Genomic DNA, 24,199 nt, shown 5'->3' on the forward strand with positions numbered 1-24,199 from the left:
GGTACAAGAACCAGAAAAAAAACACGCTGGGACTTATATAAAACACCGGAGACTTGATTGTGAAATTGCTGCTGATTCGAATTTTTTGTATCGCCAGTCTGACCTTGACTGGCGCTAACGCCAGCGCTCAGGCATGGCCGACAGAGCCCGTAAAACTGGTCGTTCCTTTTGATGCCGGCTCTACGCCAGACCTTGTTGCACGCCTGATAGGCGGGGGTCTGGCCGAGAAACTGCGTCAACCCTTTGTCGTTGAAAATAGCAGTGGTGCGGCCGGCAATATCGGCACCAACGCCATCGCCAGAGCGCAGGCAGACGGACGTACGATTGGCGTCAGCATTGCCGGTCCGCTAGGCGTCAATTCACTTCTATTCAGAAAAATGCCATATGACGTGGATAAAGATATCGCTCTGGTGACGATCGCTGTGTCACAGCCCTCCGTCCTGGTGGTCGGCTCGACGCTGACGGCAACGACTGCAAAGCAGTTGGTCACTTCCATGAAAGGGGACTCGAAACTCAGCTTCGCTTCAATCGGGGCCGGCTCGATCTCGCATCTGGCGATGGCAGCACTGGTCGCGCAGACCGGCGGCGATGCGGTTCATATTCCGTACCGTGGATCGGGTGCTGCGGTAACGGCGATTTTGTCGGGCGACGTGGACATGGGGTTACTGCCTGCTGCGGCCGTCATGCCGCATGTGAAAGCCGGGAAGCTCCGGGCGCTGGCGGTCGCCTCGCCCAACAGGTCACCGTCGCTTCCGGATATACCGACCTTGAGCGAAAGCGGCTTGCCAGACATCAAGGGAGATGCCTGGATCGGCTTCATTGCGCCAGCGAAAACGCCTGATACTGTCATTAAAAGCCTCCATGACAATATTGTGCAAATCCTTGAAGAGCCTGCAGTGAAAGATAAGCTGCGTATGCAATACATGGATCCGGTCGGAAATTCGCCCGATGAATTTCGTACGCTTCTGCAGGCCGACCTGGCACGCTGGAAGGCAGTAGTGGAAAAAAACCAGATTAACAAGGATTAAAGCTTTGACAAAAATAGCGCACAATACGATTTCTTCGCAGCCGACGCTCATGGAGCCGGCACGTCACTTGCCGATTCGAGGCGAATATGACGTGGTCGTCATCGGCGGCGGCCCTGCAGGACTGGCGGCCGCGGCCAGCGCTTCCCGTCGTGGCGCCAGCACCTTGCTTGTGGAAGCCTATGGTTTTCTGGGCGGTATGGGAACTGCGGGAGGGGTAACGAATTTTGCAGGCTTGTATGGACGACATCAGGGCGAGATGCGACAGCTGGTGCGCGGTGCCGCCGACGAGCTGCTTGCACGTATTGGGGCCCTGGATGGGTTGAATGAACCTCAAGACGGCATGCAGGGACGTATTCGAGTTCGTTCTTATGATACGTCGGTTTATAAGTGCGCAGCTGATCAATGGATGCTGGCCGAGGGGGTCAATTTGTTGTTTCACGCTCGCGCCTGCTCGGTGCTCATGGATGGCTCGCGCGTGACGGCACTGATCGTGGAAACAAAATCGGGTCGCCAGGCGATCCGAGCGAACGTCTTTATCGATTGCTCGGGCGATGCCGACGTCGCAGTCTTTGCAGGTGTCCCCTATGAGGTGGGGGACGGTCATGGCAGCGGACTGTTTCCAACGACGATGTTCCGCGTCGGTCACGTCGACGCATCGAAAGCACTTCCGGCGGTAGGCGAGTTCAGGGCGATCAATGATGTTATGGAGCGTGTGCAACGTGAGCACCCCGGCCGGTATCGGTTCCCAAGGGACGGAGCAATTTTGAGACCGCAGATTCATTCGTCGGAATGGAGAGCGAACGTCACGCAAATCGCCAATGCCGATGGTAACGCAATGAACGCAGTGGACGCGACCGAGTTGAGTGCCGGCGAAGTGGAAGGGCGGCGTCAGATTATCGAATACTTCCAGTTTCTGCGCGAGCAAGTCCCCGGGTTCTCGGAAGCCCGCATTGTAGAGATTGCGCCACAGATCGGTATTCGTGAGACACGCCGCGTTCAAGGACTTTACGCATTGACAGGGGATGATATTTTGAATTCCGGGACATTTGACGATACGATCGGCATCAATGCCTGGCCAATGGAGTTGCATCGGTCTGGCGGCATCTCGTGGGGATTTCCATCTGATCCTGACAGAGCCTATAATGATCTGCCATGGCGGATGCTTGTTCCTGTTCATGTACAAAATTTGCTGATTGCCGGCAGATGTGCTTCGATGACCCACGAAGGTCAATCCGCAGCACGGGCCAGCGGTGGTTGTTTCGTGATGGGGCAGGCTGCGGGCACAGCCGCTGCGCTAGCGGGCAACACGCCGATGCAGGAACTGGATGTGGGACGTCTGCAGCGGGCTCTGGTGGAAGACGGTGGGCTCTTGAGGCCTTGAGAAGTAGAATCTATTGGTCTAGTCGTTCTTCTACTTTTTGTTTCCATAACTCCCAGGGGCGATGCATAACACCACAAATAGAGGCATCCGCCTTCTCTCCTTCCTCATCTTCCAAATAAATAATTTCGCCGCCCAGGTTAATCGCTTTCTCTTGCAACGATGCATTCAATTCCGTATAGATGGCACGATAAACGGCTACCGCCAGGCTGCTGCCGACCGCAACAAAGCCATGTCCCCGCATTAGAGAGATATTGGCGTCCCCGAGGATCCTGGATAGCTCCGCGCCGTGATCGCAGCACGTCACCAGTAAATCGGTGTTGCCGAACATTTTCCTGATATCGAATATGGGTGCGCCACCCGTCAGAAATCCTGCCATGTGATAAATGGGGCGCAGGCGTACGCTGGATGCTGCGAACGGTATGACAGAAGGGGAATGACTATGAACGATGGCCTGAACGTCAGGGCGCTGTTTATAGATTTCGCCGTGAATGTAGCGTTCCAGGTAGAGCCTCCTGGTATCTCCATGAAGGGGCTCCGAGTCAAGATTGAACTCGATGATGTCGTCTTGAGTGACCAGTTCCGGAGCCAGTGAGCGCGATAGAAAGTAATGTTCGGAATGGTCGGGATTGCGCATGCTGACGTGTCCAAAACCATCCAGGACGCCATGCTGTGCCAGAATCCGATTGGCCAGGACCAGGTCGAATTTGTCGAATTTCAACTCGTTGCTCATAAGTACATTTCCTTAGATTGTCGTTCTGCTTAATTGAGTGTGATATTGGATTGTTGGGCGAGTTTCTTGTATGTGGCCAGATCGTGGTCTACAAGCTGACTCATATTTTTCGAGTCCCTAATGTCGATTTCATAAAAGCGGCTTTTAAAATCATTTTGCAATGACGGTTCTTTCATGGTCAGCAGGACGGCAGCCTCGATTTTTTTCTGGATCGCCAGGGGAACGCCAGACGGTGCAAACAGTCCGAACCAAACGCTGATATCCATATCACCGAAAGGTTCTGTTTCCGATATGGACGGAACATCCGGCATAAAAGACAGGCGGTTTTTTGAGGCAATGCCCAGCATGCGCAACGTTCCCTCTTGTACATGAGGACCTGCATTGGGAATGGTGCTAAAGAGAATGGGGACCTGATTGCCTACACCGTCATTCACGGCGGGCGCGCATCCTTTGTAAGGCACATGCACGATATCAAGCTTTGTCAGCAAGTTAAATTTGGCTCCGGCAAAATGCTGTGGGGTGCCGGTGCCGCAAGACGAATAGCTGAGCTTGTCCTGATTTTTTCTTGCATAGGCCACTAACTCATCAACGTTGTTGACGGGCATTTTACTGTTGACTGCGAGCGCGATAGGAGTCGACACGAGGTTCGCTACAGGACTAAGTTCTTTCTTGATGTCCAGCCCTTTTGTCAGGCCCACACTGGCATTGATTGTCAGAGTGCTATTGGTCAGCAGCAGCGTATAGCCGTCGGGTTTTGAGCGGGAAACGTAGCTGGCTCCGATGTTGCCGGAGGCGCCCGCTTTGTTTTCTATCACTATCGGAGCATGGTCCAGATTTTTGGATAGTTCTTTTCCCAGCATCCGCGCGACCAGATCCGCACCGCCACCAGCAGAGAAGGGAACGACAATAGTGATGGGCTTGTCGGGAAAGGTTTGCGCGTAACTGCTCGCAGAAACCAGTGCCAGAGTGCAGATAAGTGCCGGCGCACTGAGCTTAAGAACGCATTTTCTACTGATCATTGTCATCTCCACATTGACTTATACTTTAATTTCAGTAAAGATTACTCGTAGCTTGTAAGTTGATCAATCTTGATTCAACTTTCAATGTTCAATATGCCACTTTCCAACCATCGAAGTTTTTTGCGCATTGCAAACAGAGACTATGGAAAAAGAAGAATCTCCAACAGACATCGGAAAACAAAGCTATCTGACAGCCAAAGAGGTGATAGGCATACTTGATATCAAGCCACAGACTCTATACGCATATGTCAGTCGGGGCTGGGTACGCACGATCGGACAGCAAGGCACGCGAGTGAAGCTTTATGTACGGGAAGATGTCGAAAAGCTGCAGGCGCGAAGCCAGGCCAGAGCCGGCCACGGCCCCAACGCCGCAGCGGCGCTGCGCTGGGGGGAGCCGGTCATCAACTCTGCCATTACGGAGTTGACACCGTTCGGACCACGCTACCGCGGCATGCTGGCGACGGAGCTTGCGCGAATGGAGTGCGCCTTCGAGGCTACTGCAGATTTGCTTTGGAGCGGGCTCTGGAATGAAAAGACTGCATCCTGGCCCAGCAATCGTCCCGGGCTGGAATTTATTAGACTTGCCCGCCCTTATTTCCAAAAAACATCAGTAGATTTGATACAGGGCAGATTGGCAATACTGGTGCAGTTTCTATCTGAAACACAGGAGGGTAATCCGGAGTTTGCCCTGGGCTCCATGCTCGCCGCCGGGCGTCAGATCATACATGTGGTTGCCGGCGCATTTGGCATGTTGTGCGGCAAACCGTTAGTTCTGGCCAATTCCGATGAGGCAGTGGCTGATCTTCTGATGCGGGCGATGGACTTGAGTGCAGAAGACAGAATACGGCGCGGACTGAACGCTGCATTGACGCTGGCTGCCGATCATGAACTCGCAGTACCCACGTTCACGACCCGGGTCGCAGCTTCAACCGGCGCTAACCTGAATGCCTGCGTTATGACCGGGCTGGTTACTTTTGACGGCCCCCTGACAGGGAACAGGGGTAATGGTATCGAAGAATTGGTATTAATCTGTAAAACAAAGGCTGATCTTAAGGAGAACGTGCTGCGCGCTTATAAGCAAGGGCGGCAGTTGGGCGGATTCAACCATCCGATGTATCCCGCGGGCGATGTGAGGGCTCAGGTCTTGATCGAGTATGCACGTTCGTTGCCGGCGATTCCGGCGAACGCGCATGCTTTGCTCGAAACGCTGGAAGAAGTTGCGAGGGACTGCCACCTTATGCCGTCGTTTCCTGCCGGTCTGGTTGCCCTGCAATTGGCATTGGGGCTTCCTCCGCGCTGTGGCAGCACATTGTTCTTTCTCGGGCGGATTGCCGGCCTGGTTGCGCATGTGCAGGAGCAGCGCATGGCCGCTTTTCTTATCCGTCCCAGGGCGAGATATGTCGGATGACGATATGCATTTAGACTACGCAACGGCAGAAGAAGCAATATCGCTGCTGAAAATCCGAGCGGAAACACTTTACACCTATGTAAGCCGCGGGCTTATCAGAAGCATCCCTCAGCCTGGTCTGAAAACAAAGCTTTACTTGAAAGAAGACCTGGAGCGATTGCTTGCCCGTTCGACAGCCCGCAATGGCCATGGCCCATCAGCCGCCTCGGCCATGAACTGGGGCGAACCCATTATCCCGACGTCAATCACTGAAATTACCCCGGATGGCCCCAAATATCGAGGGAAGAACGTGATTGAACTCGCACAGTCAGGCGCTTCTTTCGAAACAGTGGCAGATCTTTTGTGGACCGGGATCAGTACCGCAAGTCATTCTGCCTGGCCCGGCACAAGAAATCATCAAAACATTATCGCGTTGACAGAATTAATAGAAACCGAAATCAGTAATGAATTTCTGGAAGTGATGGCGTCTATCACATTACATTTAGGTTTGTTAGGCGGTTCGACTTCAGAACGCCTTCCTGGCGAAAACACCATATCCGCCGGGCGGGAAATAATCCAAATACTTACGGGATGCTTTGGATATATGACTCCAAAGCGCAGATACATTCCCTTGCGCGAAGGCCAGTCAATTGCGGCAGGCTTAATTCAGGCCTTAGGTCTGGAGGATACCGCCGAAAATTATGAAATATTTCAATCTATCCTGGTCATTCTGGCGGATCATGAGTTATCGCCGGGCACGTTTGCTACCCGGGTAGCAGCGTCCAGCGGCTGCACGCTGCATAGCTGTATTGCGTCTGCAATTTGCACTAGTTCAGGGGGCAGAATCGGCAGACTATATGAACAGGTGGATATTTTTCTGGCGAGAAACAGAACCGTAAAAAAAATGATCGAAAGCGCCAATCTTTTACAAAACAGAGGGGTAGTGGTACCGGGGTTCAATCACCCGCTCTACCCGCGCGGAGATCCGCGCGGACGCTATTTAATGGACCTGCTTCGGCGACTCAGGAAAGGCTATAAAGAAATCGACAGAGTATGTCTGTTTTCCGAATTTATGAATACAGAACATCAAAGTCATCCACGTCACGAACTTGCCATTGTCGCACTCACGCGGTCGATGTCGTTGCCGCCGCAAACGCCGGCCGCGCTATTTGTACTTTCACGAATTGCCGGGTGGGTAGCCCACGTGCAGGAACAAAGACTTTCGAGTATGCTGCTTCGGCCAAGAGCGAAGTTCAACAATGCTTAGGTTTCCAATACAGTGAAAAAAAGGCGCCGTACCAACCGGGCACGAAGCGTCCGAAGCTGACTCATGATGTCGCTTTTTCTACACACGTCGATTGAATATTCGTGATTGAAGAGGTAAAAAGTTCTCCGTAGAATGGGCTGGCCATAAAAAATAACGGAGACAAAAATGAAATACGACCGCCGTACAGTGCTCAAACTACTTTGTTCTACTACCGCCGTTGTCACTCTTCCTGAACTGGCGTATGCGCAAGAATTTCCAGCCAGGCCAATCCAGATAATCGTCCCGTTGCCACCAGGCGGATCCAATGATGTTCTGGCCAGGCTCCTGGGTCAGAAAATGTCCGAAGCATTTGGTCAGCCCGTGGTGGTAGAGAACCGACCGGGGGCAGCGGGCAACATTGCCACGAACGATCTGGCCAAATCCAAGCCCGACGGCTACACAATTGCAATTGCGCCGAATCAGACCGTTGCGGTCAATCCGGTGCTGTATCCGGATCTTCCTTATGATGTGCTGAAAGATATACAAGGTATCAGCATGCTGGGCCGTGTTCCAATGGTGCTCGTCGACTCGCCAAGCGTATCCGCCGCATCTGTTAGTGAACTCATTGCACTGGCCAAGTCCCGGCCTGCAGAGTTGACCTACGCTTCTGCGGGCTCGGGCAGCCCTCAACATATGGCAGCAGAGGTGTTCCAGTCGATGACAGGTGTGACCTTGACGCACATTCCATATAAGGGGTCGGTCCCTGCACTGGTTGATGTGGTTGCCGGCAGGGTCGACATGATGTTCTGTCCACTTAACTCGGCGCTGCCGCACATCGGCAGCGGCAAGCTGCGAGCCCTGGGAACAACCGGGTTAAAGCGGGTTGAATTATTGCCGGACGTGCCCACGATCGGCGAGACGGTTCCTGGCTTTGAAAGCGACATCTGGATAGGTATGGTGGCGCCGGCCAAGACGCCTTCATCGGTGATAAACAAACTTAATGCCGAATTGCGCAAGGCCCTGGACTTGCCCGATGTCCGCAAGACATTGGCTGAACAGGGAATTATGTCCGAGAGCAGTACTGCAGCCGATTTTAACAAACTGATCGCGGATGATCAGAAGCGCTGGGCTGCGGTCGTCAAGGACGCAAAAATCAAGCCTTAGTACACGCGCATCACCGTTTCAACATCTGTTTACAGCTGGTAGTTGCCAGCTGCCTATTTCAATTATTCTTGTTTTGGAGAAATCAATGACAGCTTCTTCCGTCGCCTCGGTGCGTCGCGATATTCCTTTGTCCTCCCCGGCGGATAAAACCGCCTGGTGCAGTGACGCGATTGCAGATACTCTGCGGGCCATGGATATTCCCTACGTGTTGTTGAATCCCGGCGCAAGTTTTCGCGGACTGCACGATAGCATCGTCAATCATCTTGGCAACGAAAGGCCGCAAATGATTGTCGTGCTACATGAAGAGCATGCTGTGGCAATCGCTCATGGCTACGCCAAAGTGGCGGGCAGGCCGCTGGCAGCAATTCTGCATAGCAACGTCGGATTAATGCACGGCTCGATGGCCATATTCGATGCGTGGGTGGATAGGGTACCGGTCATCGTACTTGGAGCGACGGGCCCGGTCGACGCAGCCAAGCGCCGGCCCTGGATTGACTGGATTCATACCGCACAGGACCAGGCCGCGCTGGTGCGCCATTTCATCAAGTGGGATGCGCAACCCGCATCTATCGGTGCTGCACAGGAAGCCATGCTACGTGCAAACCAAATTGCGACCACTGCGCCGCAAGGGCCTGTATATATTTGTTTTGACGCCGCGCTTCAGGAGTCCAGGTTAACAGAGAAGGCTTTCATGCCCGAGCTGTCACGCTACCGCGCGCCACCTTCGGCACGACCCGCCGACAAGTTGATTCTTCAGGCCGCAGCACTGCTCTCGAAAGCGCAGCGACCCGTTATCCTGGCGGGTCGGGTCAGCCGGGATGAGATGGGATGGCGTCAGCGCATCCAACTGGCTGAAACATTGAACGCTGAAGTGCTGACTGATCTGAAAGTAGGGTGTGCGTTTCCGACCGACCATGCGCTGCATGCGGCGCCGGCAGGGCATTTCCTGAATCCCGCGGCAAAGCAGGTCCTGCGCAGTGCCGACGTGGTGCTGAGCCTTGATTGGCTGGATTTGGCAGGCACGCTGAAGCAAGCCTGGGAAGGTGAGGTGGTCGGCAGCACGATCATCCAGGTTTCGGTAGATCACTATAGTCATAACGGCTGGAGCATGGATCATCAAGGCCTGCCGCCGGTTGACCTCTTTCTGCTGAGCGAGCCGGAGCCGGCAGTCGAGTTGCTTAATCTGCATGTCAAGCCTCGTTCCTCCAGGGTGCAAAACCGTCTGCCGAAGCCGGCTATGGATGTGCCGGCGCACGGAGCGTTGACGGTTCCCATATTGGCTGGTGTTTTGCGGCGCGCTATCGGCGGACAGAAGACCTGCCTGATGCGTCTTCCGCTGAGCTGGAGCGGTGATCTGTGGGACTTCCGGCATCCGCTTGATTTCCTTGGATATGACGGCGGTGGCGGCATCGGTTCCGGGCCGGGCATGGCAATCGGGTCGGCGTTGGCGCTAAAAGGCACTGATCGCCTGCCTGTGGCAGTAATCGGCGACGGCGATTATCTGATGGGTGTCAATGCGCTCTGGACTGCGGCGAATGCGCAAATTCCCATGCTCATGATCGTATGCAACAACCGTTCTTTCTTCAACGATGAAGTTCATCAGGAACGCGTTGCCGGCCAACGCAATCGCCCCACGGAAAATCGCTGGATAGGTCAACGTATTACCAATCCTGCCCCAGATCTGGCATCAATGGCGCGGGCGCAGGGCTGGACGGCATTTGGACCGATCGAAGATGCCGGCGAGTTCGCGCAGCTGCTTCCGGGTGCAATCGCGGCCGTCAAAAACGGGTCCATGGTCGTGATCGACGTGGTGGTGCAAGCCGGATACAGCCCGTCAATGACCGCGGGCCTGACCCGTTCGGACGACTAGCCGCCTCGGTTATCTACTTATCCATATCCAAGGAAATGTCAAATGCGAACCCATGAAATCCCTGATGGTATCCTGCCTCGGCAGCGTGGCCTTTACTACGGCGGCGCCTGGCACGAACCTTTAGCAGGCATGTATGCCGAAACCATTAACCCAAGCTACAATGAGCCCATTGCAAGCGCGCCAGTCGCCGACACGGGTGATGTTGATGCCGCAGTCCAGGCAGCGCACAAAGCCTTTCCCGGCTGGGCATCGACCCTGCCCGCAGCGCGCGGCCGGTTTCTTCGTGAGGCCGCTGCCGTGTTGCGCAAACATGCCATGCCGCTTGCGCAGCTGGATGCGTTGAATAATGGCAATCCGGTTTCCGCTCTGGCGAATGACGCTGTGTTTGCCGCCGACTGTCTGGAGTACTTTGCTGGCCTGGCGACGGAAATAAAAGGCGAAACCATCCCTATGGGCGATGGCAATCTGAACTACACGCTGCAGGAGCCGCTAGGCGTGATCGCCCGCATCGTTGCGTACAACCATCCATTAATGTTCGCGGCCGCGCGCCTGGCGGCACCATTGGCTGCGGGTAATACCGTCGTTGTGAAAGCGCCGGATCAGGCGCCCCTGTCCATTCTGCGACTTGCGGAGCTTATCGGTGATGTATTTCCGCCAGGGGTGGTCGCCTTTCTATGTGGTGGGAGCGAATGCGGCGAGGCGATGGGGAAACATCCACTTGTGAGGAAAATTACCTTGATTGGCGGTGTGCCCACAGGTAAGGCCGTCATGCGCAGCGCCTCTGATGGCCTGAAACCCGTGTTGCTCGAGCTGGGTGGAAAAAATGCGCTCATTGCTTATCCCGATGCCGATATAGAGCGCCTGGTCGACGGTATTATTGGCGGCATGAATTTTACCTGGTCAGGGCAGAGTTGCGGGTCCACGAGCAGGGTTTTTTTGCATGAATCCATTCATGATCAGGTTTTGAAGAAAGTGGTTGATCTGCTGCCTCGGCGGCACAAGCCGGGTATTCCAACTGATCCGGCGACCACAATGGGATCACTCGTGAGTCGGGCGCAGCTTGAAAAGGTGGAACGCTATGTCGGGGTTGGCCAGGAAGAGGGGGGACGGCTGGTGTGTGGGGGTAAACGGCCAGCCGATCCATCACTGAAAGATGGCTTCTTCTATGAGGCCACGGTCTTTGCTGACATGCAGCCACATATGCGTCTGGCCCGGGAAGAGGTTTTCGGACCCGTCATGTCCGTTTTTAAATGGGAAAATGAAAATACATTATTCGAACAGGTGAACGGCGTGGATTTTGGCCTTACCGGCTCGGTCTGGACGAAGGACCTCAACACAGCACACCGTGCAGCCAGACGGCTTAATACCGGCTATGTCTGGATCAACAATTCCAGTCAGCACTTCATGGGAGCGCCGTTCGGTGGTGTGAAACAATCGGGCATTGGACGCGAAGAGTGCTTTGCCGAGTTGCTGGAGTTTACTTACACGAAGAATGTGAATCTGAAGTTCGGTTGATTAATATCGGCCCAGTCTTTGTATATCCGGGACTGGGCCCCGGGCAACTTCACACAGGTTCTCTGCGATGGCACTATATCTTCATGGTTTCATAGGTTGCCGGATGAAACAGTTCATCTACCCCCATCAGGCGCTTGGACAAACCCTGGCTATGGTGGTGACGTACAAATGTTTCCAGCGTTGAGCGGTTGGGTGACACACCATATGACCAGTAGTCCTCGCCCATTAATTGCCTGGCTGCTTTTAACTGTTCCTCTACAAAGGGCAGGGTGACTTTGGTTGCCGACGTATCGGCCAGTTTATCCAGCGCGTAAGCCTTGGAACTCTCGAAGGCTTTAAGAACGGCTGCCGGCAACCAGGGGTGTTGCTCGGCAAGTCGCTTGCGTACGCCGACAACATGCATGATCGGAAAAACGCCGGAACGCTTATAGTAGTCTTTTGCTACTATCGTTGGGTCTGGAAACAGCCAGCCTACATTGGGGTTGTGTCTTGCCGCGCCGCCAGGAGGTCGCGGTCCGATAAATCCCTCTATCTCGCCACGGTCCAGCATGTCCGAAATTGTTACTCCGTCCGGTGCATTTTCAAGTCGAATATCGGATGGCAGTGCAAGCTTGATTTTTTCGGGCCGGCCGGGTTCGTCGATCCCCCCGCGCACCCAAATCACGTCCGACGGTTTTACGCCATAGTCGTCCTGAAGCAACGCGCGAGCCCAGACATTGGCAGTCAGCTGGTATTCGGGCAAACCGATACGACAGCCTTTCAAGTCCTCGGGGCGCTTGATTTTGTCAGTGCGTACATATATGGATGTGTGTCGAAAGGCGCGCGACAAGAACACCGGCACAGCGACATACTCGTTTTGCCCCTGCGATGCTTTGACCAGATAACTGGAAAACGACATTTCCGTGATGTCGAACTCCGCGTTTCTGAAGGCCCTGAAAAACATTTCTTCCGGCGCCAATGTCATATAAACAGGGTCAACACCATCAATTTGTACTTTTCCATCCAGCAGGGCGCGGGTACGGTCATAATCACCAACGGCTACGGATAATTGTAATTTGTTCAAAATATATTCCTTTTAATTAGCGGTTGTCTACGTTGTAGGAAGGCTCAAGAGCGGGCTCGTGTTCGTCCCACACATATTTGATGTCGACAGTTTTCCAGTCTGCCGTTTTCGGAATAATGGCCTGAAACGCACACACCTCGGGTGTTATGCAGGTATCCCCGGTCCCGATAGCCGGTTGCCCTGCCTGAAAGGCCTTGACAGCTTCCAGCATACGCCGGCGAAATTCCACAATTGCCAGGTCGCTGGCGCCAAGGCGTTCCTCGGCCCGGTTGGCAATCGGCCCCATCGTGACCCACATGGCGATGTCCTGATTCGGAAAGCCGGTAATTCCTGTGAAATTGCCGGCTTTCATTGCGTCGCGGTTCTGCCAGAATTTGTTTTCCCGGTTGCGCAGTGGTACGTAATTTTCATCCAGGTCAACGCCTACGCGCTGCCCCAGAAACGACCTCCAGGACTCTGTATCCGGTGTCGTCGCAGGATGCCCCCAGGCGATGAAGTAGAATGCGGTCGTGGTGTCATCCACAGGCACATTGATGTTCGCCACGTTATAAAGATTATTGGGCGGAATTAATGCGGTGGAAGGAGCCACGAATACCGTGGAACGAACATAGTCATTCGCCATCGAGTTTGTAATGGGCCGGCGCAGGGCTGCGTATCTGAATCCGTAAGGTGTATTGTCAATTTGAAGGCGAGGGGCTTTATCTGTTGAAGGACGCAACCAGGTTTTGTCCGTTGCCTTGGCGCTATCGACTCGCGCGGGAACCATGTCGGACGAATGCAGGCTTGAGCTATGCGCCGAGTCAATCGCTCCCTCTAAAATCTGGGCCCAGTTGCATGGAATAATCGCCTTGGCGATCGTGACCGTGACGTTTTCGTTCGGGGCCCAGACCGGCGGCCTGAAGTCCGGCATGGTCTCAATCGGTCCCATATATGCCCAGACAAATCCTCCCCATTCTTTTGTCGGATAGGCCAGGTGTTTTACCTTATCTTTAAAGCAGCTGGAAGGAGGTTCGGAGACCATTTCCAGCACCTGCCCCTTTGTATTCATTTTCCAGCCATGATACAGGCAGCGCAATCCGCCTTCTTCGTTACGGCCAAACACTAACGATGCCCGCCGATGTGGGCAGTACTCATCCATAACCCCGACCTGACCTTGCGTATCGCGAAAGACAACCAGATCTTCTCCAAATAAACGCGCCTTGACCGGTGCGCCGTCGGGGTCGCTGACTTCTTCAATTAAACAGACGGGAGTCCAATGGCGTCGCATTAACTGCCCCATTGGCGCATCCCCGACGACGCGGCATAACAAATCATTGTCTTCTGAGCTAAGCATAATATAAACCTCTGTTAAATCCAAAAATTACATTTGCTAATCAATGGAGATTTTTGCATGTTCAATCGCCTTTAAATAACGATCGGATTCTTCTCTGGTATTGGCGCCGTACGCCTTCGCGTCGCCGCCCACTGCTTCAATTCCCAGCGTGGCCATGTGCTGTTTAAATGCCGGTACTTTGGCAATCTCAGCAACAGCCGAGCCGATTTTCCGGACAACGGATTCAGGGCTGCCTGTGCGGGCAAGAATGCCCACGGAGACCGCGAAGCCGTAATTTGGAACCACCTCGGAAATGGTAGGAATGTCTTTGTCCAGTTCGCTTCTATGTAACGAGTTGGATGCCAGGATTCTGACTTTGCCCTGTTCAACATACCCTTTGAGGGAAGGCAGAGCAGCAAATGCGACCTGAATCTGGTTACCGACTAATGCCGGAATAGACTGGCTGGATCCACGGTACGGAACATGGGTCAAATTCAGACCCAGCTCTGACTTCAACGCCTCCATGGCTAAATGGTGGGTACTTCCGACGCCGGATGAGCCATAACTGTATTTATTCGGATTGGCTTTGACCAGATCTATGAACTGTTGAAGCGTCGTGACGTTCAGCGAGCTATGTACCGCCAAAAACAGGGGGGATGTCGCGATCAAAGATACAGGTACAAAGTCTTTGAACGGATCATAAGAAAGATTTTTGTAGATATGTGGATTGATGGAAATCATCGATCCGTCCGTGACCAGGAAGGTATAACCGTCGGCGGGGTTGTTTTTGATTGTATTGGCAGCGACCACGCCATTGGCCCCGGGCTTGTTTTCCACCACAACTGATTGATTTAGTTTCTTGCCCAACGCTTCGGCGACCAGGCGGGCAACCGTATCAGGTAAGCCGCCAGGGGAGTACGGTACAACAAACGTGATTGGCCTGACGGGATATTCCGCAGCGACGCTGGAAGCGGACAAACCCATCGCCAGGCTACCCGCTGCAATGCCGATACAGGACCGAAAAAGCGAATTAAATATTTTGAAATACATTGTATTGCCTCCTTTAATTTAACTTAAATGCAGCCGTTGAAGCTGATTAATCATGGATATAAATCATTTAAGTTAGTCATCTAACAATTATTGCTTGCCAAAATATTATTAGATATCTAATATTATTGCAATCTCTTTTTTCTGAAAATCAAAGCAGTATTCATAAATTGTGATAGGACAATCATGAGCACACATGAACTCACGTTGAAGTTGTACGTTGCCGGCAAGCAAGAAATCGCTAATGGGATTTTTGAATTTGAATTGCGCGATTCTGAAAATCAGCCGCTACCTGCGTTTACTCCAGGATCCCATATTTCAGTGAGAACGCCATCGGGAATAGTCAACAAATATTCACTAAGTAATAGTCCGTTAGAGTCGGATCGTTATGTCATTGCTGTAAAAAGGGATGAGCATGGCCGGGGAGGATCAGTCAGCATGGCGGACGACGTGGTGCAGGGGATGCAACTGAGCGTGTCGCTGCCTGAAAATGCGTTTGAACTAACGGACAAGAGGAAAAACTATATTTTTATCGCGGGAGGAATCGGCATAACGCCTATCTTCTCCATGATCCAGTACTTGCTCGGCACCGGAGTAGAAACATTCCGGCTCTATTATTTGACACGTAACGCGCGATCCACAGCGTACCTGGATAAGTTGAGCGCTCCGACGATGCAAGGTCGTGTCCTTATCCACCACGACGATGGCGAGCTTGAGAACTGCTACGACCTTTGGCCGGTGCTGGAAAATCCAGGCAATACGCAAATTTATTGCTGCGGACCGCGGGCTTTGATGGAAGAAGTGAAAGATATGACGGGGCATTGGCCCGCCGGAGGCGTCGTATTTGAAAGCTTCGGGGTGGAAGCCAAACAGGCAAAGAACAATGTACCTTTTGCTGTCATTTTGCAAAGGAGCGGTAAGACTGTTCAGGTGGATGAAAAAACCACCATTCTGGATGCGCTTGCCAAAAGCGGCGTCATTGTGCCCAGTTCCTGTGAAAGCGGGACCTGCGGAACCTGTAAAACAGGCCTCATTTCGGGCGATGTGGATCACCGGGACATGGTGTTGGACGAAAGCGAACATACATGCAAGATTATGGTGTGTGTCTCGCGTGCCAAAAGTGGCAATCTCGTTTTGGATCTATAACCTTCGCGTGTCATTCATGTTGAATCTATGCTACCTCGCTCGAGCATGAGTGGCGAAAAACTATCAGGAGAGAACAATATGGGCAAAAATGCCATCGGGCTGGGCGTCGTAGGGCTGGGGCGGGCATTCACACTGATGCTGCCGACGTTTACGCAGGACGAACGTATCAGGCTTGTCGCGGGAACAGATCCTCGCGAGTCTGCACGGTTAATGTTCAGTAAGGATTTCAATGCAAATGCCTACTCAACGATTGACGAACTATGTGCAGACCCGGCTGTCGAGGTTGTTTACATCGCTTCGCCTCATCAGTTTCACGCCGCGCATGTACGCATCGCAGCCGCCGCGGGTAAGCATATACTGGTCGAAAAGCCATTAGCCATCGATATTGAGGATTGCACTGCGATCGTCAACGCTATTGATGCCTCATCGGTCGGGTTGATTGTGGGTCACTCCCATAGTTTCAATGGTCCTGTCCTGCATGCCAGGCGTCTATTGCAATCGGGAGAGTTTGGCGCCGTGCATATGCTGAACTCATTGAATTACACCGATTTTTTATATCGCCCGCGCAGACCCGAAGAGCTGGATACCCGTCTGGGCGGTGGCGTCGTTTTTAGCCAGGCAGCACACCAAATTGATATTATCCGTCTGTTGGGAGGCGGATTGGTTCAATCTGTGCGAGCCTGTACAGGGCAATGGGATCCCGGCCGACCGACCGAAAGCGCATATAGCGCATTGCTGACTTTCGATAATGGCGCATTCGCCTCCGTTACATACAGTGGCTATGGCCATTACGATAGCGATGAACTCCTGGGCAATATCGGCGAAATGGGTATAGAAAAAAATGCTGCCGGTTACGGAGCGGCACGAAAAAAGCTGGCGCAAATCAGTTCGCCTGCGGCAGAAGCGACACTTAAGGCGGCTGGCAACTACGGAGGCGCAAACTACCAGTTTAAACCTGCAAATCCTGCCCGCTTTCATCAGCATTTCGGGCATTTGGTCGTGTCGGCATCCAACGCCGATCTGCGGCTGACGCCCGAAGGAGTGGTAATATATAGCGACGAAAAACGCTACCTTCTGCCCACGCCAAAGAGTCGTGTACCTCGTGCTGAAGTGATCGACGAAGTGTGGAATGTCGTTCGCGATAATGCTGCGCCGACCCATGGCGCTGCCTGGGCGCGGGCCACAACAGAAGTTTGCCTAGCTATATTAAAATCTGCCGAAACCGGGACCGATATAAAAATGCAGTTCCAGGTTCGACCATCTTAAGCTGCCGTGAGTCATAGCCGCCAATATTTATTGAGGTAATATCAAGTTGTCCGATAATAGATCCAAACCAAGCACTACATTCGACAAGAAAAGCTGGCGTGATATGATCCCCGATGATCGCCTGGCGCATTTAGTTCAAGATGCGCGGCGCGGCATGGAGCGAGCCCTGCAGATCAGGCTGATCGAGCATTCCATTGCATTTGGGCATTGGTCGTTTTTGCGAATATTGTGGGAGCATGACGGCCTGACTCAACGCGAGCTTAGCGAAATAGCAGGGGTAACTGCTCCCACCACGTCGTCGGCCATGAACGCCATTGAATCCCTGGGCTATGTCAAGCGGATGCAAAAGGTGCACAACAAAAAAAACGTCTATGTCTACCTGACTAAGTCAGGGAAGGCTTTAAAAGAAAAATTGCTGCCGCTGGCTGAAGAAGTCAACGCCATCGCTATTGACGGCCTAGATCCGGAAGAAGTCAGGATTGCCCGCAAAGTGCTGCTGAAAATCATCGGCAATCTTGTTGTCGACGAACAAAATTTGCTGTTGACAGAAAATAAGCGGCTGCCATCGAAACGTGAATTAGGGCGTTTGACAAGTGTTTAGATGTATACCTGTGGTGTCTTGCGTCCGCATATTACGAAAGTGCTGCCGCTGATGCGTTTTGCCGAGCCGGTGCGGCCGCTTGGCGATAGGGTAGGAGGCCTTTATCTGTAAGACTTATTCCCTTTTACGCAGAACTTCTTTAACGGCCTGGTAAGAGGCTTGGAGCAATGCTTTCGCAGCATTTTCAGCCTGATCTGCAGCGCCTTCGACAATATTAGAGACTACGCGCTCCCAATCGGCCGCAGATTGCTTGCGTCGCTCCTGCGTTAAAAAGCTGATAGCTTTTTCCCGAATAGCAAAACGCCACAATGCCTGATCGCTCAATGCTTCGTACATTGTGTGCAACCGCTTGATTCCGCTGGCCGACATTAAAATACGCTGCATGTTTACCGAAATCTCCATGTAATCCACGGGTTTTGTTTTGCGATCGTTAGCAAGTTGTTTGAGACGATCTACACCTGCTTCCAGTTGTTCTTTAACCTCTGGGGGGCATCGGGACGCCACTTGGCTTGCGGCCAAGCCTAATAATTGCGCTCGAATCAGAAAAATATGCTCGATTTCACGCGGATCATAGGCGGTCACTCGAACGCCATATCTCGGAATGCGCTCCACAACGCCCAGTTTTTCCAGAATAGACATTGCTTCGCGAATCGTACTACGGCTGACAGCGAAACGCTCCGAATAGGTTTCCTCCTTCATCCGTTCTCCCGGCTCTATGACACCTTCCTGAATGGCTTTCATTAGATGTTCCGCCACCTGTTCTGGCAATGTTTTGGCATAACGGCCAATTTGAATCGCTTCATTCTGAAAATAGGCTTCTTGGGATTTCATAACGGTTTTCCTTCTTCCTGCGCATGTTTGCATTCTACTGTGTCGAATGGGGTATGCGGAACTTGTTTATCAATTTTTATTACAACATTAATTGTCGACAAAATACAAAAAGCAGAATATTATCGGTTTACCGCTACAGCTTTTTGTTGGTTTATGGAGACTTTAATGAAAAAACTTACAGTGAAAAAGGTTGGTTATTCGCTGGGTGCGGAAGTATCGGGTGTTGATTTATCTGAACCTTTAAGTGAAGACCAACTGCGCATTATTCGGGACGCCTGGACCGAGCATCAAGTTCTTGTTTTCCCAAAGCAAGAATTAGGTCCCGAGACGTTATTGACTTTTAGCCGAAATTTTGGCGAGCTAGACAATTTTTCCAGCCAGCCTTTTAATCGCCATCCGGAATACGATGAAATTTTCATGCTCTCAAACAAGCCCATTGATGGGAAAATCCCTCCGGGTTCTACGGGCGGGCAAAACTGGCATACAGACTTGTCCTATACCACCCGGCCTGCCAAGGCAACGCTAGTCTATTGTGTGGAAAAGCCATTGGTTGGTGGAGATACGATGTTCGCCAATATGTACGATGCTTATGACACGCTCTCCCCAGTGCTGCAACAGTTTTTAGACAATATCGAGGCAGTGCATGACGTTAATCTTATTACTGCCAAGCGTCCGCCGGAAATCGTTGCAGAATTTGCGAGGCTGAACCCACCAGTCGTGCACCCTGCCGTACGTGTACATCCGGAGTCAAAGCGCAAGGCACTTTATGTGAATCCTCGTACGCGTTGCTTCGTTGGTATGACCGAGGCCGAGAGCGCGCCGTTGATTAAGTATCTGTCGGATCATTCTATTTCGCCAAAGTTTATTTACAGACACCGCTGGTCGGTAGGCGATCTTGTTATGTGGGACAACCGTTGTTTGACACATTTGGCTGTAGGCGATTTTGACCGTTCTGAGATCCGTCATATGTTGCGTACGTCCACCATGGGTGATTATTTTGGTCGTTATGAAGATGAAAATGCAGTTGCTGAGCAAAAGCGTACGGCTGGCGATAAAAAATTGGCTGTTGAGCTTTCTACACTTCACGACTAGATACATGTCTGAAGAGCAGAGATTTGTCCTACAGACTGTACTGCTCTTTTCGAATAACAATGCAGAATCACTAATATAAAAATCAAGGCAGGAGACTCATGAAGACTTTACTTTCCCGCACGCTGAGTGTGCTGCGAACAATCGTATGCGCTGCGCTTACCATTTTCTCCTGTTCAGTTGCACAGGCGCAAAATCCGATCCGGTTAATGGTTGGATTTCCTCCCGGAGGAACCACGGATGTCATTGCGCGCACTTTAGCAAATGAATTGTCAAAACGTATCAATCGGGAAGTTGTGGTGGAGAACAAACCCGGCGCAAGTGGCAATATCGCCGCCTCTTCGGTTGCCCGTGCGGCACCGGATGGCAGCACCTTGTTGTTTGTTGCTAGTACCCACGCGACTAATGCATCTCTATATCGTAATTTGAATTTTGATACGCGCGGGGATTTTAGTGTGGTGTCTATGGTGGCAACATCTCCTTACGTGCTGGTTGTTAATCCAACATTGCCGGTCAAGTCGCTAGATGAACTAACTGAATATTTGAAGAAGCATCCAGGTAAGGTAAATTTCGCTTCAGCCAGTCCGGGAACCGGTCAACACCTGGCGGGCGAAATTTACAAAAAGTTGGCCAAGGTTGACATCCTGCATGTGCCTTACAAAGGAAGTGCAGCGGCGCTGTCCGATCTCATCGCAGGCCGTGTCGAAATGATGTTCGACAATATTGCCGTCATGCTGCCGCATATTAAAAGCGAGGCATTGCGACCACTTGCGATCACTACACAACAGCGTTTCAATGGCCTGCCACAGTTGCCTACCATGGCAGAAAAAGGCTATGCTGAATTTAATGTCTCCAGCTGGTTTGCGGTGGTGGCACCAGCAAAGACACGTGGCGATTATCTTGATAAGCTTAACCATAGCATCAATGAAATTATCAAGAGTGATGAGTTCGTCAAGCAGTTGGCGGATTTCGGTGCGGCTCCAATGCCATCAACGCGCGAGCAATCAAGCGCTTACGTGGAAGCAGAAATTGAACGTTGGCAAAAAGTGATTAACGATCTTGGCATTAGGATAAACTGATCTTATGTTTAACGTCATGGATACAGAAAAATAGCTCAAGACCGATTGTAACTCCGGATTCGTTGTCATCTTGGTCTTGAATATTTTCGAACGCCGCGAAACATCCATTCTGAATGGTGTGCGCGGCAGCATTCACCCGGGCTTGCGGACCTGCGGTCTACAAGTGTAATAATCGCAGTCGCAACGGGCGCGTGAATAAAAGCGATATATTGTTTATACGATAAAGCGATAAAGCACCTAGAAAAAGCGGAATATTATTTAAAATAGCTTTGGCCATTTTTCATTGCGTAGAATTCAATTGACCATGAGGGTTGCCGATACAGTCGACAGCATTTCATTGAAAATGCTCAGAAATCCTTTAATAAACCTAAAAATATAGGTATTTTCATGAATTTGCGGCAGTTAAGATACTTCACTCGCATCGTAGAAACGGGCAATATTACGCGTGCCGCGGAGCAACTTTATGTGGCTCAACCCGCACTGGGAATGCAGGTTCGCCAACTGGAGCAGGACTACGGTGTCAGTCTGTTGGTGCGACATCCTCGCGGTGTGCGGACAACACGCGCCGGACAACTTCTGTACGAACGGGCTTGTGAGATTCTGCGTCTAGTGGACGATACCGAACGCTTGGTCAAAGCCCAAGGTCGCTTTGAAATGGAAGCGATCATGCTGGGATTGACCAATGGTTTCATGAATATAGTGGGAAGGGACCTCATCCTGCTGGCAAAAAAGGAGCTTCAAGGAGTCAAGCTTGGCGTGGTAGAAGAACGAAGCATCGTTTTGATCGACGCCCTGGAACGCCATGAAATTGATCTGGCCCTGGCGTACGAAGTTCACGAGCGCCCAGGGATGATCAGAGTACCTCTTCTGGAGGAGGAAATGCTCTTTGTGTACGGTGCTGAAAACAGTAATGGCCGACTGCACGATAAACCGATCGCATTTTCGGAAATGGCGAAATACGAGCTGGTGCTTCCGGGGCAGCGAGACGGCGTGCGGGAACAATTATTCACAGCAGCCAAACGACGGGCAATCGAACTGAATGTCATTCTTGACGTCTCGTCTGTTTCCATGATGAAGCGGATGGTAGCTGCGGGTGATGCTGCTGCTGTAATGCCCTACGGCAATGCGATCGAGCATGTCGAACTGGGCTTGCTAAACGCAAGGCGAATCGCCGACCCGGCTTTAAGCAGAACCTTATATCTTGTGCGCTCAATCACCAGGGCATCATTTAAGCACGAAGAGGCTTTGCTCGATCTGCTTGCGCAAATTGTGCAGGCGTATATTGCGCGCCTTGGCTCACTCGCCAATGGCTGCAGCGTTGCTGAGTCTTCGCTGGCCGGTGTGGTCGCTACCCTCAGGGACGAGTACCGCGCGCCGCGCTGATTTCCAATAGCTCAAAGGAAAAAATTAGGTCTGCCATATTTCGATCGTTTTGGACTTTACCGTCCAAATTCGTTGTAATAGTCCTGTGTCCGCGCTGTATCCGGTTCGTGATAGACCGGAAACACAGCGCTGTCACAGTATCAAACGAGAGGAACTGGCAATGAACAAAATAGAACAAGAGGGACAGGGCCGTATTGCGGTCGTCCTGGGTGGTGCGAACGGCATCGGTGCAGCCACCTGCCAAAAACTATACGACTATGGCTGGAAGCTGGTTGTTGCGGACATCGATTACCAGGCTGCCGAACAGCTGGCCGCGAGTATTGAAGGCGAGCCGATCAAAATAGACATTCTGGATGCGCAATCGATTGCTCAAGCTGCGCAACATATTGAATCGCAAATCGGGGCTGTACATGCTCTGGTAAATTCAGCAGCGGTTTTTCAGCCGCAGGTCAGACCTGAAGATCTGCCACTGGAGGTCTGGGAGCGAATTGTCAATTCCGCTTATCGGGGAACCTATGTCAGTTGTGTCGAGTTCGGCAAGCGTATGGCCTCACGTGGCGAAGGTTCCATTGTCAATATTTCGTCCATGGTCGGGCAGCGGCCCAATCACGGCCATGCGTATTACTCTGCCAAGGCAGCGGTCAACATGCTTACCGAAGGCATGGCTGGGGAATGGGGGCGCAGCGGTGTCCGGGTTAACGCGGTCAGCCCCGGATTCGTGGGTGTACCTCGGATGCTGGAGAATATTAAAAAGGGCGAACGATATGCCATCTCGCCGGTCGACGTCAGTGCGTTGGGCCGACTGGTGGAACCTCGGGAGGTCGCCGAAGCGATTGCTTTTTTGCTATCGGATCGGGCGTCTGCGATCACAGGCACCAATTTGCCTGTCGATGCTGGTGTCCTGGCGACGAATGGATGGATTGTCCATGGTGGCGTGCCGGCGGCACGAAAGGCAAGTGCTGTATGAAGGATGATGGCCAATTAAGAGTGGATGCTGCCGAACTACAGCGATTTATCGAGTCGATGTTTCAGGCGACCGGTTTAAATTCGGTTCATGCGGGGATGGTCGCCGACAGCCTGGTTATGTCTGATCTGAGAGGCACGCATTCGCATGGCGTCGTGCGAGCCCCGTTTCTAATAGAACGGCTCTTGAAAGGTGGAGCCAGCGTCAACCCGCAAATCAAAGTGGTGCGCGATGCACCTGCTACAGCGCTACTTGACGGTGATAGTGCATTGGGCGCAGTGACTGCAACCCATGCTATGCGTCTTGCAATGGACAAGGCGAAAACCTCCGGTATTGGGTTTGTTGCTGCGAATAACAGTGATTTTATCGGTGCCTGCGCGCATTATGCGCTTATGGCGATACCTGAAAACATGATCGGCATCGCCTGGACTAATGGTTACCCGGGAATGACGCCCTGGGGAGGGAGCGCCCACAACATAGGCAATAACCCGATAGCTTTCGCGGCTCCCGGGTTGACGCAGGGGCCCGTTGTGTTGGATATGGCGTTGAGTGTGGCTGCTGGAGGAAAGGTGCGGCTGGCAGCGAAGAACAATCTTCGTATACCCACAGACTGGATCATTGATCGCCATGGGAAACCAACCGATAACCCGGCCGATCTGGCGGCCGGAGGCGCATTGCTGCCTTTGGGCTATAAGGGATATGGATTGGCCGTATTTGGGGAAATCCTGTGTGGCGTGCTGACCGGATCCCGTATTTTGTCTGAAATACCGGCGTGGTTTATGGATACCCAGCGGGATATTGGCAATGGACATATTCATATGGCAATTGATATATCGGCATTTATAGAGCCCGATACATTCAAGAACAGAGTCGACCAGCTGGCCCTCATGCTTAAAAAAACCCCCTTGCTCGCCGGTATGCAGGAAATCCTGCTGCCTGGAGAGCGTGCATGGCGGGTCCAGAAAGAGCAGTCGGATGCTGGTATACGCATCTCAGATGCTGTATGGAACGATCTGCTGGTATCGGCAGATCGCCTGAAGATACCCGTACCGGCAGTGTTGCAATAGTTGCCCCTTTC

21 protein-coding genes are annotated in these 24,199 nt (G+C 52.3%); 15 read left to right on the forward strand and 6 right to left on the reverse strand.

Annotated features, from left to right (window positions below; all coding sequences use genetic code 11):
* The first annotated feature begins 59 nt into the window (after positions 1-59).
* Together W822_RS35315 and W822_RS35320 are read left to right on the forward strand one after the other, a co-directional pair.
* Positions 60-1,028, forward strand: coding sequence for a Bug family tripartite tricarboxylate transporter substrate binding protein (locus tag W822_RS35315; RefSeq protein WP_024005375.1), 969 nt, complete (start codon positions 60-62; stop codon positions 1,026-1,028).
* 49 nt (positions 1,029-1,077) lie between these two features.
* On the forward strand, positions 1,078-2,409 hold the full coding sequence (locus W822_RS35320; RefSeq protein ID WP_031242813.1) for an FAD-dependent oxidoreductase: 1,332 nt from the start codon (positions 1,078-1,080) through the stop codon (positions 2,407-2,409).
* 10 nt (positions 2,410-2,419) lie between these two features.
* Here the strand turns inward: W822_RS35320 and W822_RS35325 are convergent, their stop codons facing one another.
* Positions 2,420-3,139 carry a class II aldolase/adducin family protein gene (locus W822_RS35325; RefSeq protein WP_034280340.1) on the reverse strand — a complete coding sequence of 240 codons (720 nt, stop codon included), beginning with the start codon at positions 3,137-3,139 and terminating at the stop codon, positions 2,420-2,422.
* A 29-nt stretch (positions 3,140-3,168) separates the two neighbouring features.
* Positions 3,169-4,158, reverse strand: coding sequence for a Bug family tripartite tricarboxylate transporter substrate binding protein (locus tag W822_RS35330; RefSeq protein ID WP_155848145.1), 990 nt, complete (start codon positions 4,156-4,158; stop codon positions 3,169-3,171).
* 142 nt (positions 4,159-4,300) lie between these two features.
* On the opposite strand from W822_RS35330, the gene W822_RS35335 reads away from it, so the two are divergent.
* The 5 genes from W822_RS35335 to W822_RS35355 all read left to right on the forward strand — a co-directional run bounded on the left by W822_RS35335 (position 4,301) and on the right by W822_RS35355 (position 11,340).
* Positions 4,301-5,566: a citrate/2-methylcitrate synthase gene (locus W822_RS35335; protein WP_024005379.1), complete on the forward strand. Its 1,266-nt coding sequence runs from the start codon at positions 4,301-4,303 to the stop codon at positions 5,564-5,566.
* Entirely contained in the window at positions 5,556-6,812 is a 1,257-nt protein-coding gene (locus W822_RS35340; protein ID WP_024005380.1) for a citrate/2-methylcitrate synthase, read from the forward strand. The genes W822_RS35335 and W822_RS35340 overlap by 11 nt, the downstream gene beginning before the upstream one ends.
* A gap of 165 nt (positions 6,813-6,977) precedes the next feature.
* A complete protein-coding gene (locus tag W822_RS35345; protein ID WP_024005381.1) occupies positions 6,978-7,955 on the forward strand; it encodes a Bug family tripartite tricarboxylate transporter substrate binding protein in 978 nt (325 codons plus the stop codon).
* 85 nt (positions 7,956-8,040) lie between these two features.
* Entirely contained in the window at positions 8,041-9,825 is a 1,785-nt protein-coding gene (locus W822_RS35350; protein WP_024005382.1) for a thiamine pyrophosphate-binding protein, read from the forward strand.
* A gap of 42 nt (positions 9,826-9,867) precedes the next feature.
* Positions 9,868-11,340, forward strand: a complete 1,473-nt coding sequence (locus tag W822_RS35355) for an aldehyde dehydrogenase family protein (RefSeq protein ID WP_024005383.1) — start codon at positions 9,868-9,870, stop codon at positions 11,338-11,340.
* Between the two features lie 73 nt (positions 11,341-11,413).
* On the opposite strand, the gene W822_RS35360 is transcribed toward W822_RS35355, so the two are convergent.
* Genes W822_RS35360 through W822_RS35370 form a run of 3 tightly spaced genes read right to left on the reverse strand, consistent with a single transcriptional unit; the run spans position 11,414 to position 14,765 of the window.
* Positions 11,414-12,403, reverse strand: a complete 990-nt coding sequence (locus W822_RS35360) for a substrate-binding domain-containing protein (protein WP_024005384.1) — start codon at positions 12,401-12,403, stop codon at positions 11,414-11,416.
* Positions 12,404-12,419: 16 nt separating this feature from the next.
* Positions 12,420-13,736 carry a Rieske 2Fe-2S domain-containing protein gene (locus tag W822_RS35365; protein WP_024005385.1) on the reverse strand — a complete coding sequence of 439 codons (1,317 nt, stop codon included), beginning with the start codon at positions 13,734-13,736 and terminating at the stop codon, positions 12,420-12,422.
* A 36-nt stretch (positions 13,737-13,772) separates the two neighbouring features.
* Entirely contained in the window at positions 13,773-14,765 is a 993-nt protein-coding gene (locus tag W822_RS35370) for a Bug family tripartite tricarboxylate transporter substrate binding protein (protein ID WP_031242818.1), read from the reverse strand.
* A 183-nt stretch (positions 14,766-14,948) separates the two neighbouring features.
* Here W822_RS35370 and W822_RS35375 point away from each other — a divergent pair, with 183 nt between their 5' ends.
* The 3 genes from W822_RS35375 (at position 14,949) to W822_RS35385 (ending at position 17,775) form a co-directional block, all read left to right on the forward strand.
* Positions 14,949-15,908: a PDR/VanB family oxidoreductase gene (locus W822_RS35375; protein WP_031242819.1), complete on the forward strand. Its 960-nt coding sequence runs from the start codon at positions 14,949-14,951 to the stop codon at positions 15,906-15,908.
* A gap of 78 nt (positions 15,909-15,986) precedes the next feature.
* Positions 15,987-17,174 carry a Gfo/Idh/MocA family protein gene (locus W822_RS35380; protein WP_024005388.1) on the forward strand — a complete coding sequence of 396 codons (1,188 nt, stop codon included), beginning with the start codon at positions 15,987-15,989 and terminating at the stop codon, positions 17,172-17,174.
* Between the two features lie 103 nt (positions 17,175-17,277).
* Entirely contained in the window at positions 17,278-17,775 is a 498-nt protein-coding gene (locus W822_RS35385; protein ID WP_051401737.1) for a MarR family winged helix-turn-helix transcriptional regulator, read from the forward strand.
* Positions 17,776-17,889: 114 nt separating this feature from the next.
* On the opposite strand, the gene W822_RS35390 is transcribed toward W822_RS35385, so the two are convergent.
* A complete protein-coding gene (locus W822_RS35390) occupies positions 17,890-18,606 on the reverse strand; it encodes a GntR family transcriptional regulator (protein WP_024005391.1) in 717 nt (238 codons plus the stop codon).
* Positions 18,607-18,771: 165 nt separating this feature from the next.
* On the opposite strand from W822_RS35390, the gene W822_RS35395 reads away from it, so the two are divergent.
* The 5 genes from W822_RS35395 (at position 18,772) to W822_RS35415 (ending at position 24,188) form a co-directional block, all read left to right on the forward strand.
* Entirely contained in the window at positions 18,772-19,698 is a 927-nt protein-coding gene (locus W822_RS35395) for a TauD/TfdA dioxygenase family protein (RefSeq protein WP_051401738.1), read from the forward strand.
* Between the two features lie 98 nt (positions 19,699-19,796).
* A complete protein-coding gene (locus tag W822_RS35400; protein ID WP_024005393.1) occupies positions 19,797-20,774 on the forward strand; it encodes a tripartite tricarboxylate transporter substrate binding protein in 978 nt (325 codons plus the stop codon).
* Positions 20,775-21,161: 387 nt separating this feature from the next.
* Entirely contained in the window at positions 21,162-22,157 is a 996-nt protein-coding gene (locus tag W822_RS35405) for a LysR family transcriptional regulator (RefSeq protein WP_024005394.1), read from the forward strand.
* A 160-nt stretch (positions 22,158-22,317) separates the two neighbouring features.
* Entirely contained in the window at positions 22,318-23,124 is an 807-nt protein-coding gene (locus W822_RS35410; RefSeq protein WP_024005395.1) for an SDR family NAD(P)-dependent oxidoreductase, read from the forward strand.
* Positions 23,121-24,188, forward strand: a complete 1,068-nt coding sequence (locus tag W822_RS35415; RefSeq protein ID WP_024005396.1) for an Ldh family oxidoreductase — start codon at positions 23,121-23,123, stop codon at positions 24,186-24,188. The genes W822_RS35410 and W822_RS35415 overlap by 4 nt, the downstream gene beginning before the upstream one ends.
* Positions 24,189-24,199: the final 11 nt, after the last annotated feature.

The sequence above is a fragment of the Advenella kashmirensis W13003 genome (genome assembly GCF_000506985.1).
In the GTDB taxonomy this organism is placed as follows: Bacteria; Pseudomonadota; Gammaproteobacteria; order Burkholderiales; family Burkholderiaceae_B; genus Advenella; species Advenella kashmirensis_A.

What these genes read in the sequence shown, in the direction of transcription:
- W822_RS35355 (WP_024005383.1), top strand. Translation starts at nt 9,868, where the DNA reads ATGCGAACCCATGAAATCCCTGATGGTATCCTGCCTCGGCAGCGTGGC.
- W822_RS35405 (WP_024005394.1), top strand. Translation starts at nt 21,162, where the DNA reads ATGAATTTGCGGCAGTTAAGATACTTCACTCGCATCGTAGAAACGGGC.
- W822_RS35380 (WP_024005388.1), top strand. Translation starts at nt 15,987, where the DNA reads ATGGGCAAAAATGCCATCGGGCTGGGCGTCGTAGGGCTGGGGCGGGCA.
- W822_RS35410 (WP_024005395.1), top strand. Translation starts at nt 22,318, where the DNA reads ATGAACAAAATAGAACAAGAGGGACAGGGCCGTATTGCGGTCGTCCTG.
- W822_RS35345 (WP_024005381.1), top strand. Translation starts at nt 6,978, where the DNA reads ATGAAATACGACCGCCGTACAGTGCTCAAACTACTTTGTTCTACTACC.
- W822_RS35340 (WP_024005380.1), top strand. Translation starts at nt 5,556, where the DNA reads ATGTCGGATGACGATATGCATTTAGACTACGCAACGGCAGAAGAAGCA.
- W822_RS35375 (WP_031242819.1), top strand. Translation starts at nt 14,949, where the DNA reads ATGAGCACACATGAACTCACGTTGAAGTTGTACGTTGCCGGCAAGCAA.
- W822_RS35370 (WP_031242818.1), bottom strand. Translation starts at nt 14,765, where the DNA reads ATGTATTTCAAAATATTTAATTCGCTTTTTCGGTCCTGTATCGGCATT.
- W822_RS35390 (WP_024005391.1), bottom strand. Translation starts at nt 18,606, where the DNA reads ATGAAATCCCAAGAAGCCTATTTTCAGAATGAAGCGATTCAAATTGGC.
- W822_RS35325 (WP_034280340.1), bottom strand. Translation starts at nt 3,139, where the DNA reads ATGAGCAACGAGTTGAAATTCGACAAATTCGACCTGGTCCTGGCCAAT.
- W822_RS35350 (WP_024005382.1), top strand. Translation starts at nt 8,041, where the DNA reads ATGACAGCTTCTTCCGTCGCCTCGGTGCGTCGCGATATTCCTTTGTCC.
- W822_RS35395 (WP_051401738.1), top strand. Translation starts at nt 18,772, where the DNA reads ATGAAAAAACTTACAGTGAAAAAGGTTGGTTATTCGCTGGGTGCGGAA.
- W822_RS35385 (WP_051401737.1), top strand. Translation starts at nt 17,278, where the DNA reads ATGATCCCCGATGATCGCCTGGCGCATTTAGTTCAAGATGCGCGGCGC.
- W822_RS35415 (WP_024005396.1), top strand. Translation starts at nt 23,121, where the DNA reads ATGAAGGATGATGGCCAATTAAGAGTGGATGCTGCCGAACTACAGCGA.
- W822_RS35400 (WP_024005393.1), top strand. Translation starts at nt 19,797, where the DNA reads ATGAAGACTTTACTTTCCCGCACGCTGAGTGTGCTGCGAACAATCGTA.
- W822_RS35330 (WP_155848145.1), bottom strand. Translation starts at nt 4,158, where the DNA reads ATGATCAGTAGAAAATGCGTTCTTAAGCTCAGTGCGCCGGCACTTATC.
- W822_RS35320 (WP_031242813.1), top strand. Translation starts at nt 1,078, where the DNA reads ATGGAGCCGGCACGTCACTTGCCGATTCGAGGCGAATATGACGTGGTC.
- W822_RS35365 (WP_024005385.1), bottom strand. Translation starts at nt 13,736, where the DNA reads ATGCTTAGCTCAGAAGACAATGATTTGTTATGCCGCGTCGTCGGGGAT.
- W822_RS35335 (WP_024005379.1), top strand. Translation starts at nt 4,301, where the DNA reads ATGGAAAAAGAAGAATCTCCAACAGACATCGGAAAACAAAGCTATCTG.